The 15,659-nt window shown below is 48.5% G+C and carries 21 protein-coding genes; 14 read left to right on the forward strand and 7 right to left on the reverse strand.

All coding sequences use genetic code 11. The features are described 5' to 3' along the window. Positions 1-15 precede the first annotated feature (15 nt). Complete coding sequence (locus BN4275_RS06500; protein ID WP_066460252.1) at positions 16-1,263, forward strand: enolase C-terminal domain-like protein; 1,248 nt, start codon at positions 16-18, stop codon at positions 1,261-1,263. Between the two features lie 1,104 nt (positions 1,264-2,367). Here the strand turns inward: BN4275_RS06500 and BN4275_RS17250 are convergent. The 6 genes from BN4275_RS17250 to BN4275_RS06525 are packed head-to-tail and all read right to left on the reverse strand — an operon-like array spanning position 2,368 to position 5,796. Continuing rightward, on the reverse strand, positions 2,368-2,538 hold the full coding sequence (locus BN4275_RS17250) for a hypothetical protein (protein WP_154018844.1): 171 nt from the start codon (positions 2,536-2,538) through the stop codon (positions 2,368-2,370). A gap of 13 nt (positions 2,539-2,551) precedes the next feature. Next, positions 2,552-4,333 (reverse strand): bifunctional DNA primase/helicase, encoded by a 1,782-nt coding sequence (locus tag BN4275_RS06505; RefSeq protein WP_066455699.1) that lies wholly within the window; start codon positions 4,331-4,333, stop codon positions 2,552-2,554. A gap of 12 nt (positions 4,334-4,345) precedes the next feature. Further along, complete coding sequence (locus BN4275_RS06510) at positions 4,346-5,095, reverse strand: DUF4373 domain-containing protein (protein ID WP_079988124.1); 750 nt, start codon at positions 5,093-5,095, stop codon at positions 4,346-4,348. 5 nt (positions 5,096-5,100) lie between these two features. Next, positions 5,101-5,388, reverse strand: coding sequence for a hypothetical protein (locus tag BN4275_RS17470; RefSeq protein ID WP_066455703.1), 288 nt, complete (start codon positions 5,386-5,388; stop codon positions 5,101-5,103). After that, complete coding sequence (locus BN4275_RS06520; protein ID WP_079988125.1) at positions 5,385-5,618, reverse strand: helix-turn-helix domain-containing protein; 234 nt, start codon at positions 5,616-5,618, stop codon at positions 5,385-5,387. The genes BN4275_RS17470 and BN4275_RS06520 overlap by 4 nt, the downstream gene beginning before the upstream one ends. Next, positions 5,611-5,796 (reverse strand): hypothetical protein, encoded by a 186-nt coding sequence (locus tag BN4275_RS06525; RefSeq protein WP_066455706.1) that lies wholly within the window; start codon positions 5,794-5,796, stop codon positions 5,611-5,613. The genes BN4275_RS06520 and BN4275_RS06525 overlap by 8 nt, the downstream gene beginning before the upstream one ends. Before the next feature lie 142 nt (positions 5,797-5,938). Between BN4275_RS06525 and BN4275_RS06530 the strand changes: the two genes are divergently transcribed. The 5 genes from BN4275_RS06530 (at position 5,939) to BN4275_RS06550 (ending at position 8,806) form a co-directional block, all read left to right on the forward strand. Further along, a complete protein-coding gene (locus BN4275_RS06530; RefSeq protein ID WP_066455709.1) occupies positions 5,939-6,553 on the forward strand; it encodes a helix-turn-helix domain-containing protein in 615 nt (204 codons plus the stop codon). Then, positions 6,531-7,049, forward strand: coding sequence for a phage integrase central domain-containing protein (locus BN4275_RS06535; protein WP_066455712.1), 519 nt, complete (start codon positions 6,531-6,533; stop codon positions 7,047-7,049). Before BN4275_RS06530 ends, BN4275_RS06535 begins: the two co-directional genes overlap by 23 nt. A 65-nt stretch (positions 7,050-7,114) precedes the next feature. Continuing rightward, a complete protein-coding gene (locus BN4275_RS06540) occupies positions 7,115-7,477 on the forward strand; it encodes a helix-turn-helix domain-containing protein (RefSeq protein WP_005335920.1) in 363 nt (120 codons plus the stop codon). After that, positions 7,437-7,814 carry a TnpV protein gene (locus BN4275_RS06545; protein WP_005335912.1) on the forward strand — a complete coding sequence of 126 codons (378 nt, stop codon included), beginning with the start codon at positions 7,437-7,439 and terminating at the stop codon, positions 7,812-7,814. Before BN4275_RS06540 ends, BN4275_RS06545 begins: the two co-directional genes overlap by 41 nt. 29 nt (positions 7,815-7,843) lie before the next feature. Continuing rightward, positions 7,844-8,806, forward strand: a complete 963-nt coding sequence (locus BN4275_RS06550) for a DUF3658 domain-containing protein (protein WP_005601707.1) — start codon at positions 7,844-7,846, stop codon at positions 8,804-8,806. Between the two features lie 61 nt (positions 8,807-8,867). Here the strand turns inward: BN4275_RS06550 and BN4275_RS06555 are convergent, their stop codons facing one another. Continuing rightward, on the reverse strand, positions 8,868-9,674 hold the full coding sequence (locus BN4275_RS06555) for a helix-turn-helix domain-containing protein (RefSeq protein WP_008372835.1): 807 nt from the start codon (positions 9,672-9,674) through the stop codon (positions 8,868-8,870). Positions 9,675-10,156: 482 nt separating this feature from the next. On the opposite strand from BN4275_RS06555, the gene BN4275_RS06560 reads away from it, so the two are divergent. The 8 genes from BN4275_RS06560 to BN4275_RS06595 all read left to right on the forward strand — a co-directional run bounded on the left by BN4275_RS06560 (position 10,157) and on the right by BN4275_RS06595 (position 15,601). Continuing rightward, positions 10,157-10,345 carry a hypothetical protein gene (locus BN4275_RS06560; protein WP_002592123.1) on the forward strand — a complete coding sequence of 63 codons (189 nt, stop codon included), beginning with the start codon at positions 10,157-10,159 and terminating at the stop codon, positions 10,343-10,345. Beyond that, entirely contained in the window at positions 10,342-10,683 is a 342-nt protein-coding gene (locus BN4275_RS06565; protein WP_002595108.1) for a replication initiator protein A, read from the forward strand. The genes BN4275_RS06560 and BN4275_RS06565 overlap by 4 nt, the downstream gene beginning before the upstream one ends. Beyond that, entirely contained in the window at positions 10,676-10,972 is a 297-nt protein-coding gene (locus BN4275_RS06570; protein WP_002592121.1) for a DUF3847 domain-containing protein, read from the forward strand. Before BN4275_RS06565 ends, BN4275_RS06570 begins: the two co-directional genes overlap by 8 nt. A 317-nt stretch (positions 10,973-11,289) precedes the next feature. Continuing rightward, complete coding sequence (locus tag BN4275_RS06575; protein WP_002595107.1) at positions 11,290-11,487, forward strand: helix-turn-helix transcriptional regulator; 198 nt, start codon at positions 11,290-11,292, stop codon at positions 11,485-11,487. Positions 11,488-11,489: 2 nt separating this feature from the next. Beyond that, positions 11,490-11,906 carry a hypothetical protein gene (locus tag BN4275_RS06580; RefSeq protein WP_066455713.1) on the forward strand — a complete coding sequence of 139 codons (417 nt, stop codon included), beginning with the start codon at positions 11,490-11,492 and terminating at the stop codon, positions 11,904-11,906. Between the two features lie 103 nt (positions 11,907-12,009). Continuing rightward, complete coding sequence (gene mobQ / locus BN4275_RS06585; protein WP_002595105.1) at positions 12,010-13,584, forward strand: MobQ family relaxase; 1,575 nt, start codon at positions 12,010-12,012, stop codon at positions 13,582-13,584. Between the two features lie 66 nt (positions 13,585-13,650). Continuing rightward, on the forward strand, positions 13,651-14,295 hold the full coding sequence (locus tag BN4275_RS06590; protein ID WP_066455714.1) for a CHC2 zinc finger domain-containing protein: 645 nt from the start codon (positions 13,651-13,653) through the stop codon (positions 14,293-14,295). Next, positions 14,264-15,601: a virulence-associated E family protein gene (locus BN4275_RS06595; protein WP_066455715.1), complete on the forward strand. Its 1,338-nt coding sequence runs from the start codon at positions 14,264-14,266 to the stop codon at positions 15,599-15,601. The genes BN4275_RS06590 and BN4275_RS06595 overlap by 32 nt, the downstream gene beginning before the upstream one ends. Positions 15,602-15,659 lie beyond the last annotated feature (58 nt).

The raw sequence follows: 15,659 nt of genomic DNA on the forward strand, positions 1-15,659 counted from the left end.
GGAAAAGGAACAAATATGTCTGTTACAATTCGCAATATCAGAACGATTCTAACAGCGCCTGAAGGGATTAATCTTGTGGTTGTCAAGGTCGAAACTTCAGAGCCAGAACTGTACGGTCTAGGGTGCGCCACCTTCGCTTACAGACATCTAGCTGTCAAGAGTGTCGTCGACGATTATCTGGCCCCTTTACTTATAGGTCGAAATGTGGCCGATGTAACCCAACTATGGCAGCTGATGAATTACAATGCCTATTGGCGCGGTGGACCCATTCAGAACAACGCGATTTCTGGTGTGGATATGGCACTATGGGATATTAAGGCTAAAATGGCAGGGTTGCCTTTGTATCAACTGTTCGGTGGTAAGCAGCGGGAGGGCGTACAGATTTATCGCCATGCCGAGGGGCGTAACATTGAAGAGTTATGCGACCGCATCCTCGCGTTCCAAGAGCAGGGTGTACATAATGTTCGGTGCCAATGTGGTGGTTATGGCGGAGACGGGTTCGCCGCGGCTCCGCTGAGCGCACCTAAAAATTCATACCCTGGCGTCTATCTTGATCCAGAACGATATATCCCGGACACAGTGGCGCTCTTTGATGAGTTACGGAGCAGGCTGGGAGACAACATCGGTCTTTGCCACGATATACACAGCCGGTTGCAGCCGATGGATGCAATCCGTTTGGCGCGAAGTCTCGAACACTGCCATATGCTGTTTTTGGAAGACCCCTTCTGTTCTGAGCGAATCGAATGGCTGCAAATGTGGCGAAAACATACCATCACACCTGTCGCTCAGGGCGAGCTGTTTAGTCATCCTGCGGAATGGAAAAAAGTGATCGAAGGGCAATTGGTTGACTATATCCGCATCCACCCTAGCCAGATTGGTGGCATCACCCCGGCGCTGAAGGTGCAGAATTTTGCCTCAATGTACGGTGTCAAAACAGCTTGGCACGGCCCTGGGGACATGAGTCCCATTGGCCATGCTGTCAACATTCACCTCGATCTATCTGCGGAGAACTTCGGCATTCAAGAGTGGTCGGGTATCCATGCCCCTAACTTTATTCTTCATGAACTCAATGGAAGCGGAAAGGCGTTGCTGGAGGTATTTCCGGGTATGCTTCGCCAGGAAAAGGGGTATGTGTATCCCAATGAAGTGCCAGGACTAGGTGTAGATATAGACGAAGCTGCTGCTGCAAAGTTTCCCTGCAATACATCGGTGACGGTTTGGACCCAGACCAGGAGCCCGGATGGTTCTCTACAATCGCCCTGAGGACTCTGACCATCTCCGCGCATTGAGCAGTCTTTGTAGGCTGTCCAACATTTTGAGGTTGTCCTATGTCAGAAAGTCTGATTTTATAAAGGTACTGAAAAAGGTATGCTTTTCATGAACGAAAGGCATACCTTTTTCGTAAATTTGCAAGGATTAGGGAAAGCGCAAGAAAATACAAGACAGATACAAGTCCGGACTATCAGCCTAGAACTATTGTTATAATTTTCTTCATGTTAACAACAATAGTTGTGAAATACACCTATAATCGTATGGCATCTAAGCCCACAGAATCCACGTCTCGGCATCTGCGGACTGTTTTCATTTCACCGGTTTCTCTCCTATACGATAAGTAGGCAACCTAATACATGGTGACTTTTTAATTATTCCTAACTCGAACCGAAAAGAGACTTAGAAATGTCTTTTATGGAGACATCGGAATACTTAAAAGAAGCTGAGAGAGAAGGCCTTTGCGCCATTTTTCCGTTTAGTCGGTGATAGGAATAACATCTTTTGGATACCTTGCGTAAACCTTGTCCCTTTTTACAATGAGAAAGTATTCATCAACTTTTTACAGTGGGGAAATACTCGCGCGCGTATCGTGTTAATAAACTCACCTTAACCTACGATCACGCGTGTACCAGCTTCAAAAAACGCCTGTTTTGTTCCTGTTCTCCCACTGTTACCAGGCGCGGGGACTCTCATTGTGGACACCTGCGAAGGTATACCCAACTTGGTAACCTCTTTGCAATGATCCCCGTTGCGGCCTCGCGCTGCACCCGCTACCATAGAAGGTCTTTTCATTGCCGGTCCTTTGCCAACTTTCTTTTTAGGGTCTCGAAATCTCCGAATGCCCTTTTTTTAGGGTGTCCGAAATGACCGAATGTAGGGGACAAGATAGCCAAATAGTACCCACAATGGGGGGCATCCCCCCGGTAGCGGGCAAGCGGCTAACCATAATCACCAACACCACAAGGCCCCTGCCATTTATGGGAAAGCCCCAAAATGAGATTTTAAATTCCCGTGGGGAAATTTTACTGTGAAGAACTGAGACTCTCGGTGTCGCCTGCTATCCCTGTACTTTTCTAGTCGCCCCGGGTGCATCGATCACCGCCTGTATGATATCCCGGCCTCAAAGGTCGCCCTGCTGATCCCCACAACCGCGCACTGTTCGCCGTCCCACCATGCGCAGCGCTCACCCATGCAGAAAGGCTTATCATTTCTCCGGATCGTCCCAATCGCAAGCAGCGGACAAATAAAATTTACTTGACGTTCCATATTAATCCTCCTGTCAAAACGGCGGTGCTTCCCGCTCGGTCTCATAAATCTGCTCATTCATCCATGCATATAAAGTTTCGGCTTCTCCCAGCTCTACAAAACGCTTGGAATATGGGTTGTAGTCCAGACGGACATTTTCCAGCTCACCGTAAGCCCGGTTCTTGAGGCACATAACCACAGTGCCGCATTGCAGCTTTTGCTGTTCTTCCTCTGTACAGCGGTGGACGTTGAACACGTTGCACGCTATGTTCGTGATCGTCCCCAGCCCCGACACGCTGTCACTGTCTTTTATTACACCATCTGTCTTTCGCGGATGCACCACCAAATGAATATGTACGCCCAGCTTATCTGCCAGCTTTCGGAGCCTGACTGTAAAGTCAGCCTGCATTTGCATGATATCCCGGTCTTTGGCCGTGCTGTTTACCGTCATGAGATTGTCCACCAGGAACACCTTGCAGTCATAGCGTTTATATGCCAACTCGAAGATTTTAAGGATTTCTGTCGTCTCGTCGGTCTTGATGATCTTATTGTCGTATACCCATATTTTCCCATTGTACCACTGCTGAATTTTTTTCAAATATTCTCCCGGTACATAGCTAATTGTCCTGTCGACCACCAAATCTTTACGGGTTTGGATGTACTGGCTCCCTGCGGCTTGCAGATTGATTCCATATTTTAACCGGTCTGCGGGGATTTCCCCAGAGTAGATACAAACGTTTATACCGGAGTTGACTGAATTTAATAACAACTGCGTCAGAAGGGTGCTCTTTCCTTCGCCACGCTTTCCTGTCCAGACAGACAAGTCGCCGTAGAACATGCCTCCCGTCATCCGGTCTAACGCCTTGATTCCGGTTAACGCGCGGGGCATATCCGCCATATCTACATTCTGCACATCAGCCAGATTTAAAAGGCCCTGCACCGCCACAGGCTTCATCGTCTCCATGATTGTCTTTATCGCGGCCGCGCCCATCTTCACAAGGATTTCGTTTGCATCCTTGCAGCCACAGTAAAGTGAAAATTCTGGTTGAAGCACTTTTATATCAAGTTTCCGGGAAAGCTCTGAAAGCATTTTCCTGCCCGCTTCGTCGTTGTCGGCAAACACCGCGACCACCTCAAACCGCCGCAGCCATTCTTCGCAGGTCTCCAGCCAGGTAAAATCTTCGCACCCGCTCGGAACCGACACGCAGTTTAACCCCGATGCCTGATAGCCGCACATTGCGTCAAATTCTCCCTCAAAAATATAAAGCGTCGGATCATTCGAATCGCACAGGTGCATGCCAAATAAAATCGGCTCCGTGTCCTTCTCCCTCCACATCTTCCGTTCGCCCTTCTCAATCTTTTGAGGCTTACGGTACTTGATGAAGGTGGGCGCTTTATTCTCCGCATCCTCTGCGTTCCGGTAAAACGGGAACAGAATGGAGCCATCGCTTGACGATATATCAAACGCCCTTACGGTTGTATCTGTGAGGCCCCGCAGATGGAGATACTCCGCCACTTGGTCAGTAGGCGGCGCAGCTTTCACCGTTGGCCGCCTGTATGTCCTCCTGACCGGCGGAGTGCTGAACTCCTCCCGATCCGCTTCAACCCCGAACGCCTTGCATAATTGCGTGAAGTGGCCGTGCGCGTCGCAGGAACCACGCCGACAGTTATAAACATGCTCACGGTAATTAAGCGCAAAGGTTTCTTTGTCGCGGTGGTCGCCGCCGTGACAGATCGGGCAATATTGCGGAATGATCTCATCCCCCTTGGTCTTATAGGGCCGTAAAAACGACCGCGCAAAATCGAATTCGTTCATGCCGCTGCCCTCCTAGTTCGCAAACCTCATGCCGCAGATCCCTTTCCCGGCTTCCGGCTCGGTGTAATTTTCATCCAGATAATCCACATAACCGGAATTGAAAAATGTGCTCCTGTTTTGTGCCTGCCGCCATTCCTCCGCTTCCAACGCCGCCTTATACCGTTGAATGCACCGTTCCATCTGTTCATAGCCGATCTCATATAGCCGCCGCTTCTGCGCTTCCTTTACCTGCCCTTTTCCGCGCTTATTGGGGTAGAGCTGCCACACCTTTTCGAAGAATGCACAATATATATCTTCTTTTCTTTTATTTGCTTTGCTTTGTGGCGTTTCTGCCATAGTTTCTTGGTCGGTTTCTGCGACAGAAATGTTTTTATATCGCTCATTCTCACGAGCCCGCTTTTCAAGCACCTTTGCGGCCCTCTTTTGAATCCCGGCACTTGTCAATTTTCCGCTCTCTGCATAGATTTTCGCATCAAATGCACCATGTCGAAGTAGTGATTGCAGTATGCATGCATAGTCATTTTCGGATATCTGCAACTTTCTGCATATTACCTGCCTCATTTCTTCCCCTGTTTCTGTCGCAGAAACATCAATGCTCAAATCTTCCGATCGGTAGCAGTATTCCAGGTGGATAAAATAGAAGGCATAAGCCGCCGCGCCATAGCGCATGATCGCCGGTTCTAATTTCGGGTCGGTTGTCGCATCCACATCATGTGGAAAATAATCTAACCCTGATTTTTTTGGTCTGGCCGTAACGTTCACCTCGCCTACATATTGTAGTCGGCCAGCATCTTCTCCGCCGCCCGGATCGCCTGCTTGATCTTCTTGGCCCGGCTTCGCATGGAGCGGACAAACTGCCGAAGTTCCTGCTCGTTGGCGGGCTGATAGTACCCGCCGCCGTTCTCCGTGGTGCTGCAAATGACCGCGCCCCGGCACCGGAGGTTATGTAATTCATGTTGCAGCTCCCGAACGCTTTTACAGCCCGCTAGGTTTGCTAAGCGCTTCGCCGGGACAGCGTGTTCCGCGCCGACCGGGATCAAATCCATTAAATTCATACTGCCCTCCTGTCAACCGGCCTGATCTTTCCGTACTGCTCGCCCATATCGTCCCCAACATGCGCAGTGTTGAGGTATTCAATCAGCCTGTCCAGATTGACCAGATACTTTTTCCCTGCTTTCACTGCCACCACCCGGCCCGACAGAACGAGCTGCCGGACATGGTGTTCCGCGAGGCCGGTTGCTTTGGCGGCTTCCTTGATCGTAACCATGCGCGGGATTTCAGCCATTCGCCGCACCGCCTTTCAGCTCCGCGATAATCTGCCAGATGCGCTCCTTTTCCTCCGTGGTGAACTCCTTGCGGAGCTTTCGGGAAAAGCTACTGTCTGTGATTCCGAGCTTGTCCGCGATCTGCCAGAGCTTCACGCCCGCGTCTGCCGCAGCCAACCTGATTTCACGATTCGTCATTATTTTACCCTCCTAATAAATTTGTTGTTGAATCTTCATTTGTAGGATGCTATAATCATTATATACTACAACAGCAGATTATATCAATATTTGAAGGATTCAAAAACAACATTCTACAAAAACGAGAATTGAGGTAGTAACCATGACCGAATCGGAAAACAAAAGCAGGCTTCCAGAATTTCAGGAACGCTTCAAGCTGTTGCGAAAAGAGCTACACATGACGCAAGTAGAATATGCCAAGCATTTGGGGATCGCCCGTGCTACCATTGGGTTTTATGAAAATGGGGAACGTATCCCGGACGCGCTCACTCTGCGAGATATCGCACAGCGCTGTGAAGTGAGCACGGATTGGCTGTTAGGTGTTACGGACACCCGCAAAACGGACAATATCGAAATCAGTAAAGCGACCGGTTTAACCGATGCGGCCATCCAAATGCTCGCGTTCTGTGTATCAGACGAGAAGGAGACGGCCTTAAAGGTCATCAATCAGTTTATCGCCAGTGGCATGCCCTGGTCTATCGCTGCAAGGCTGGAACTTTATTTGGAGGCAAAACGGTCTATCGTGCCCAATGTCGCATTTGACGAAGCGGCGGATTACGCTTATTCTTTCAGCCATCTGGAAGATGGAAGGATCAGCCTGCCTCCGCGTGAAACGGCTCGCTATCTGTTTGGTGAGATGAAAAATGACTTCGGGGACTTTATAAACGCTTTGATAAATAAAGAAGGTGCATCAAATGGCGAACATCCGAAAGATTGAAGGCAAGACCGGCGTTTCTTATCAGATCACCGTGTCGACCGGCTATCTGTCCAAAGGCAAGCAAAAGCGTTATTATAAAACATGGTCGCCCGCTGCCGGCATGACCGACCGTCAGATCGAGAAGGAATTGCAGAGGCAAGCCGTTCTCTTTGAGGAAGAATGCCGCACTGGGGCCGTAGCCGACAGTAACATCAAGTTTAAAGCCTTTGCGGAACAGTGGTTCAAAGAGTACGCGGAGGCCAAATTGAAAGCGCGCACTGTAGACGGCTACCACAAGCAAGAACAGCGCGTTTATACCGCCCTTGGTCACTTGAAAATTGGCGACATCACCACCCGGATGATACAAAAGTTCATTTTGAACCTTGGTGAGGATGGAATCAACGAGCGCACAGGCGGCGCACTCTCCCCTAAGACGATCAAGAACATCCTGTCCTTTGTGTCCAGTGTTTTTAATTATGCAGTATCACAAGGCATGATCCAGTTCATGGCTAATTAAAGGGAACAAAAAGAAAGGGAATGCACAATCCAGACGGTATCAGCGGCAGGCTACTAGAATAAATTGTGATTTCACAAGATTGGTGTTATAATAAGAGAAAAGTTCCTGCCGGGGCAACCGCCCCGGTGGTATGGATAGAAAGGCAGGAAAACAATATGCACATCAGCTATAAACCACTCTGGCACACACTGTTAGAGCGTGATATGAGAAAAGAGGATTTAAGGCTTGCTGCTGGTATGACAACAAATATGATTGCCAACATGAGCAAAGAGGGAAAGCACATCAGCATGGATACATTAGCCCGTATCTGTGAAACTCTGAATTGTGAGATTACTGATGTGATTGAGTTAGTACCAGACGAGCCTGCTTCCACAGGAGGTAAGGAACATGAGCGAATTGAAACCAAGAATAACGGAAAACGGAATTGATTATATCCTTGTCGGAGATTACTACATTCCAGGCTTGAAACTGCCGGAGGAACACCGCCCTATCGGAAAGTACGGACGAATGCACCGGGAATATTTAAGAGAAGTCCACCCAGCCAGATTGAATACATTGATACTGACCGGAGAATTGTTGACATATCTTGCAGACCTGAATGAACAGGCACAAAAACGGTTAGACACTATCATGGAGCAGATGAAAGCTACCGAGGGCGTGACAGAGGAATTGAAGTGTACCCGACAAATGGAATGGGTGCAGCGTTGCAATAACATTCACAACAGGGCAGAAGAAATTGTTTTGTATGAGATGATTTATTCATAACGGGAGCAATTAAATCGGAGGTATATAAGATGATTGAAATTGTATTTGGTGAAAGTGCCTGTGGAAGTTTGAAAATTGCCCAAACTTACGGCAAGGGAAAGTATAGAGGAAGTGCTGTTTCAATATTTATGAGGCACGAAGACGGGAGTGTTCCATCTTCAGATGAAATGAAAAAGGCACAGCTTCAAGCACAGGAACAAGAACGCATTGCTTGGGAGAATGCTATTCCATTGGGAGGCAAGAGCAGTGATGTTTATTGTTTTGATATGGTTCTTAGTGTGGGAGATATTTCTGATAATGGAATTGGCGAACAGCGGAAAAATATTTTCAAGAAAATGCTGTCTGTCTGCTTTGTAGAGGATTTAGATTATCAGGTTGAAGAAAAAATACAGAAAATTAAAACTACATTGACCTCAGTGATTGAACGATATGTAGCTGGGGAAGAAATTCGCATTTGGTATAGCTATAATCCAGATGAGCTTTGTGGTATGTATTGGCTTATGAAACAACTTCAACCATTAAACTGCCAGACAACAATTTATTTGGTTAAGTTACCTACATGGGAATATGGAAAAGAAAATACTATGACATCCAAAATAGCATGGGGCGAGGTCTCTCCTGGCGAATGGGGAAACTATATAACTCTACAAGAGAAAGCTAATCCTGTATTTCTTTCAGCTTGTACTATGAAATGGAATCAACTTCAAAATGAAAATGCACCTTTGCGTGCAATGTTAAATGGTAAATTGCAAAGCGTTTCAGAAGATATATATGATAGTTTCATTCTTCGTGAAATTGCGGAACAGCCAGAGCAATTCAAAATGGCTATTGTCATAGGTAATGTTTTAGGAAAATATCAACTTGGAATTAGTGATGTATGGATTTCCAATCGCATTGATAAAATGCTTGAAGATGGTGTGTTGGAAATTATACAGGACGCACCAAAGGGAGAAACAAATTATCGCCGAATATTAAGAAAACGAATGAAATAATAACCACAGCACAAACCGCTGCTACATGGAATCCAACAAACCATGCAACAGCGGTTTTCCTTTACCGTTTTTTCCTCTGGCTGATAGGCGTTCCCATTTTCTTTGATTTTTTGAGAATACGAATGAACCAGCGAAATTCTTCTTCTGACAGGTTTTTATAGTTGATACCAAGCTGCTTGCAGTAAAGGATAACCAGTTTTTCATCTCGACTGCCCTTGAAATTTTCGACCGCTTCCAGATTTTCTTTCAGTTCATCGGCAACGGTAGTTTGGGGCGCACTCTCGCTGTCCTTTTTGTGGAATTCCCGAATATCCCGGATAATCAGGTTGAGGTCATCCAGAACCATGTGACTGAAATACTCATCATCACTGATATGTGCGGCTTGCAGCACCTTCAAATGCGGGTCATCTTCGCCGGGGCGATACCGTTCAATAATTTCATGCCGGACGGTATCAACAAGGGAGTTGAGATTTTGGATTTGCATGGTGGCAATCCCGTCCACATAAATCTCAATGTCCGCAAGAAACTTGATAAAGTCCTTATGGGTGGCAAGTTCGCAGAGCAGACGGTTGTTAATCCGACCGCTTTTCAGCAGTGCCACCATCTCATCGTTCAAATGCAGCTCCGTCAGTGGCGTGTTGATCTGCTCCCTGTTCTCTGTCCGGCACAGCAGATAATCGACGGAAACCCCATAGAAGTCTGCCAGCGTGATAAGGTTGCCATGATTGATTTCCTTATAATCCTCTTTTTCATAACTGCCAAGGGCTGATTTAGAAATGCCCGTCAGCTTTGATAGTTCTTCCAGATTTAAGCCTTTGTCTTTGCGGAGTTCCCAAAGGCGTTCCTGTATGCTTGTTGCAACTTTCATGGGCGCACGCTCCTTTCCGGTGGTTTTATTTCTGCCGTTTAACTGGATTATATCACACTTTCCGCAATCGTGGAAATTTCTGATTTTCCCCCTGATTCCTACTTTGTGGATATACGGCACAGGGCACAAAAATGTTCTATGATACAGGTAGTTCATCGATGGATTATTCCAATCGAATGACCAGCCTGTGTGGGATATGCTTCCCCGGCGATGTAGCGCCATGACTTTTGGCAGGGATATGGAGGAACCCTGACCGAAACGAGCGTACCAAAGGGAGCGATACGCCGCTGTGAGATTCAGGGGAGGAACGACACCGGGGAGAACTGGCGAACTGACACCGAAATGATACCGAAACACGACAATCTGATAGGGGGATAGTCTACCCTATCGCTGATACTTCGGGAGATTTTAAGCGGCTCTATGACCGTAATTTTGCCGAAAATCGCCCCGAAACCATACACAAAAACGGGAGGAAGCGCAATATGCCGAGAATGAGCAAAAAGAGGAAGCATGAGCTTTCCTTTTACCTCAATGACCGGGGGCGTGTCACTTACAACGAATTATGCCGGAAATGCCAGCATGGGTGCAGGCAGAGCTTCCGGGCGGTTGTGGTTGACTGCCCCCGTTATTTATCCAAACGAGCAAAGAAAAAGGAGGAACACACCGAATGAATTTTGAATTTATGACGATAGACACACCATTGCCGCCGTGTATGCCATTTCCCATAGCGTTGACAGGATTTCCAGTCAGCAGCACCGCAAAGGTCATGTACTGCCGGATGCTGGACGCTATGCTATCCAAAGGGCAGGAGGACGAAAACGGAATCCTGTTTGTCTGCTTCCCTGTCACAGCCATTGCTACAGTCCTGTCCCGCAACTCCATGACGGTCAAGCGTTCTCTGAATGAACTGGAAACCGCTGGGCTTATCATGCGGGTGCGTCAGGGCGTGGGAGAACCAAACCGGATTTATGTGCTGATACCGGGAAAGGAGGACGCTGCCCTTGCCTGAGACCTCAAAGCTGGAAAAACTCAACTGGGAGCTGGAGAAAAGCGAAAAGAAACTGCGGAAAGCCATCAATGATGAAAAGGCATTGCAGTACCAGTTAAAGCAGCTTACCCGAAAGGAACGAACGCACCGGCTCTGTACCCGTGGCGGTATGCTGGAAAGTTTTCTGCAAGAGCCGGAACGCCTGACAGATGATGATGTCATGCTGTTGTTGAAACTCATTTTTCACAGGCAGGACACGCAGGAACTATTGAAAAAACTGCTGGAACGGGAGAAGCCGGAAACCCCTTAGTTTACTAAGGGCGCAATTATACACCACCCAGAGGTTGGTGCATTGCGTTCTCCGAAGGCTCCTTGCCGGAGGGCTGTGATTTTCCGCAGTCAAGGTCTGCTCCAAATCATACAGGGGACGCTACGCTTCCCCTGCGCTGGCTGCCGCCAGCTACCCTTTTGTGGACTTGCCATCTGGGGACACCTTGCGTTGCAAGCTGTTCCCAGCCGATAAGTTTCATAAAATATAATGCAAATGGAAAGCTAACTTGACATAAAAGAACTATGTGATATAATGGAAGCATGGAAAGTTAACTTTCCATAAGAGAGGAGGATGACATGAAAAATCGCCTGGAAGAATTACGAAAGCAACGAGGCATAAAGCAAGAAGATTTAGCAAATGCATTGGAAGTATCACGACAGACCATCGGCTCTTTGGAAAACGGACGCTATAACCCATCTATTCAGTTGGCATTTAAGATTGCCAGATATTTCAACATGAGTATTGAAGAAATTTTTATTTACGAGGAGGATTGATTATGAAAAAAAGGTTGTTGATTTTAATGACAGTTACAGGAATGATTATTCTACTGGGAGGATTGCTAACATACGGTTTGGGAGTACATGAAATAATACCTGTGCCACGTCCCGACTTAATAGTAGTAGGTACATCTCTCATTGGAATTTTGCTGATTGTATCTGGTGTGTGCGACTTGTTCGTTAAGAAAACCAAAGAAATGGAAATAGAGGAAAATGACGAGAGAAATATTTCGCTTAGTAATGCTGCTATGGCAAGTGGCTTCAAGGTAATGAATGTTACGATTGCTGTTTCTATTTTTGCTTTGATTTTCACCGGATATATGACAGTAGTCCCATGTTTCACTATTATTGGGGCTTATGCTATTGGACAAATTGTATTTATTGTGCGACTTTTGTACTTGCACAAAACTATGTAAATGTATTACTAAATACCCGCCGCCCCCAGCGGCACAACAAGCAGGAAATCTGAAAAGGTATCCTGCTTTTTCTATGTCCAAAAACGGAAAGGAGGAACACAAAATGCCCTGTCCACACAACGAAATCTCTATTGTGCAGCGCAGCCACCGCCAGTCTGCGGTTGCCGCCGCTGCTTACCAGAGCGGCGAAAAGCTGTTCTGTGAATATGACCAGGAAGTAAAACACTACCCGGAAAAGCGTGGTATCGTCCACAATGAAATCCTGCTCCCGGCAAACGCTCCCCTGGAGTACACAGACCGCAACACCCTCTGGAACGCTGCCGAAGCTGTTGAGAAGCAATGGAACTCCCAGCTTGCAAGGCGGTGGGTGCTTTCCATTCCCAGAGAGATACCGCCCGACCAGTACGCCGCCCTTGTACGGGATTTCTGCCGCCAGCAGTTTGTTTCCAAAGGAATGTGCGTGGATTTTGCCATCCATGACAAAGGGGACGGAAACCCACACGCCCATGTCATGCTGACCATGCGGGCAATGGATGAGCGTGGGAAATGGCTTCCCAAGAGCCGCAAGGTCTATGAACTTGATAAGAACGGGGAACGAATCAAGCTCCCGTCCGGCAGGTGGAAAAGCCACAAGGAAGATACGGTTGACTGGAACGACCGCAAATATGGCGAAATCTGGCGGCATGAATGGGAGGTCATCCAAAACCGCTATCTGGAAGCCAACAACCGCCCGGAACGAGTAGATCTCCGTTCTTACGAAAGACAGGGGCTTGATATTATCCCTACCGTCCATGAAGGGGCTGCTGTCCGGCAGATGGAAAAGCGTGGGATTCAGACGAACATCGGCAACCTGAACCGAGAAATCAAAGCCGCCAATAGTTTGATGAAGTCCATCCGGCAGCTTATTAAAAATCTCAAAGGCTGGATTGCGGAGCTTAGCGAAAAGCGGAATGAACTGCTTGCCCAAAAAGCTGCGGAGGAAGCGGTCTTTCTTCCCAATCTGCTGATGAAGTATATGGAGATACGAAAGGCAGAACGGAGCAGCTGGACACGGGCGGGACAAAGCCGGGGGACTTCCAAAGACTTAAAGGCAGTCAGCGAAGCCCTGTCCTATCTCCAGAGAAAGGGACTTTCCACCGTGGAGGATTTGGAAAACTTTATAGAAACGTCCGGGAAATCTGCCGCCGACTACCGAAAGCAGATGAAGCCAAAGGAAACCCGCAGCAACGTGATTGACGCTATCCTTGCCGCCCGGACGGACTGTAAGGAATGTAAGCCCGTTTATGAGAAATACCAGAAGATATTTTTCAAGAAAACTAAGGAAAAATTCAAGCTGGAACACCCGGAGGTTGCCCGGTTTGAGAAAGCCAGTGCCTACCTTGCCAAGCACCCGGACGATAAGGACAGCACGAAAAAGGAGCTTTTGCAGGAACAGGCGAAGCTTGTGGACGAAATCGCAGACTTGAAAGTACCGTTGACCGAGGTGCAGGAAGATTTGAAGAAGCTGTGGGACATCCGCTACTGGGTACGGAAAGCCACACCCGGCACAGAGGAAAGCAAAGAGCCGCCCAAGAAGCAGCCCCTCAAAGAAGTCTTGCAGGATAAGGCTGACGAGAAGAGAGCACAGAAAAACGCCCCGGCGCAGACGAAACACAAACAACAGGATATGGAACTTTAACAGGCACTTGCCATTTTCAGATTGAGAATGATAAGTGCCTTTTCTTTTTTACAAGGAGGAATTGATTTGAATGTATTTGAAGCTGTGAAGCAGTCCGTTACGACAAGACAGGCTGCGGAGCATTACGGAATCCGGGTAAACAGAAACGGGATGGCTTGCTGCCCGTTCCACAACGATAAGACCCCCAGCATGAAGCTGGACAAGCGTTTCCACTGCTTCGGATGTGGTGCAGATGGGGATGTGATTGATTTTGTAGCTGCCCTGTACGGGCTGGGGAAAAAGGAAGCCGCCGCACAGTTGGCGAGTGACTTCGGGCTTGCCTATGAGGACTGGAAGCCACCGGGCAGGGCAAGGAAGCCCAAGCCCCGGCAGAAATCCCCGGAAGAACAGTTCCGGGAAGCAAAGGCACATTGCTTCCGTGTCCTTGCCGATTATCTACACCTCTTACGGGTATGGAAAACCGACTATGCCCCGCACTCCCCGGAGGAAGCGTTTCATCCCCGGTTCGTGGAAGCCTTGCAGAAGCAAGCCCATGTGGAATATCTGCTGGATGTGCTGCTGTTTGGGGATACGGAGGAAATCGCTTCACTGATTACGGAACATGGAAAGGATGTGATACAGCTTGAACAGCGAATGGCAGAGCTTGCCGCCGCAGACGCAGCAAGAACTAAAAAACACCATGAACGCCATGCAGCCGCCCCAGAGCATTGAGGAAGTAAAGGCAACTCTGGAAACCACCGAGAAAGGCGGTGTCCGCCAGAGCATACGGAACTGCCTGACCGTATTCCAGCGTGACCCGGTGCTTGCCGGGGCAATCGCCTATAACATCCTGACCGACCGAAAGGACATCATAAAGCCCATCGGTTTTCACAGAGAAAGCACAGCCCTGACCGATACAGACATGAAGTATCTGCTTCTCTATCTGGAGGAAACCTACGGGCTGACCAGTGAGAAAAAGATTGAAACCGCCATCGGGATTGTGGCGAATGAGAATAAGTACCACCCCATCCGGGATTTTCTGAACAGCCTTGCATGGGACGGGACGGAGCGCATCCGCTTCTGTCTGCGGCACTTTCTGGGGGCGGATGTGGACGATTACACCTATGAAGCCCTAAAGCTGTTTCTTTTGGGGGCGATTACAAGGGCATTTAAGCCCGGAAGCAAGTTTGAAATCATGCTGTGTCTGGTAGGCGGTCAGGGGGCTGGCAAGTCCACCTTCTTCCGTCTGCTGGCAGTCCGGGACGAGTGGTTTTCCGATGATTTGCGGAAGCTGGACGATGATAACGTGTACCGCAAGCTGCAAGGTCACTGGATAATTGAAATGTCGGAAATGATGGCAACCGCCAATGCCAAGAGCATTGAGGAAATCAAGTCTTTTCTAAGCCGACAGAAAGAGGTTTATAAGATACCCTATGAAACCCACCCGGCAGACCGTCCCCGTCAGTGCGTGTTCGGCGGTACTTCCAACGCCCTTGACTTTCTCCCCCTTGACCGTTCCGGCAACCGCCGATTTATCCCGGTCATGGTGTACCCGGAGCAAGCCGAGGTTCACATTTTGGAGGACGAAGCCGCTTCCAGAGCCTATATCAGCCAGATGTGGGCGGAAGCAATGGAGATTTACCGAAGCGGCAGGTACAAGCTGTCATTCAGCCCAGCCATGCAGCGGTATCTCAAAGAACACCAGCGGGATTTTATGCCGGAGGACACCAAAGCCGGGATGATACAGGCTTACCTTGATAAGTACACCGGGGAAACGGTCTGTTCCAAGCAGCTCTACAAGGAAGCCTTAAATCACACCTTTGACGAGCCGAAGCAATGGGAAATCCGGGAAATCAACGAGATAATGAACCAGTGCATTACCGGGTGGAACTACTTTTCCAATCCAAGAATGTTTGCGGAATATGGCAGACAAAAGGGCTGGGAGCGTGAAATCCCGGCAACGGACACCGACAACCCGCCCGAAAAATCTATGGACGGTTTTGTGGAGGTCACGGAGCAGATGGAGCTTCCATTCTGAAAATGACAGCCCGTTGCCGACTTCGTTGCTATCCCGTTGCCGAGCCGGTTGCCGGGGA

This window comes from Anaerotruncus rubiinfantis (genome assembly GCF_900078395.1).
GTDB lineage: Bacteria > Bacillota > Clostridia > Oscillospirales > Ruminococcaceae > Anaerotruncus > Anaerotruncus rubiinfantis.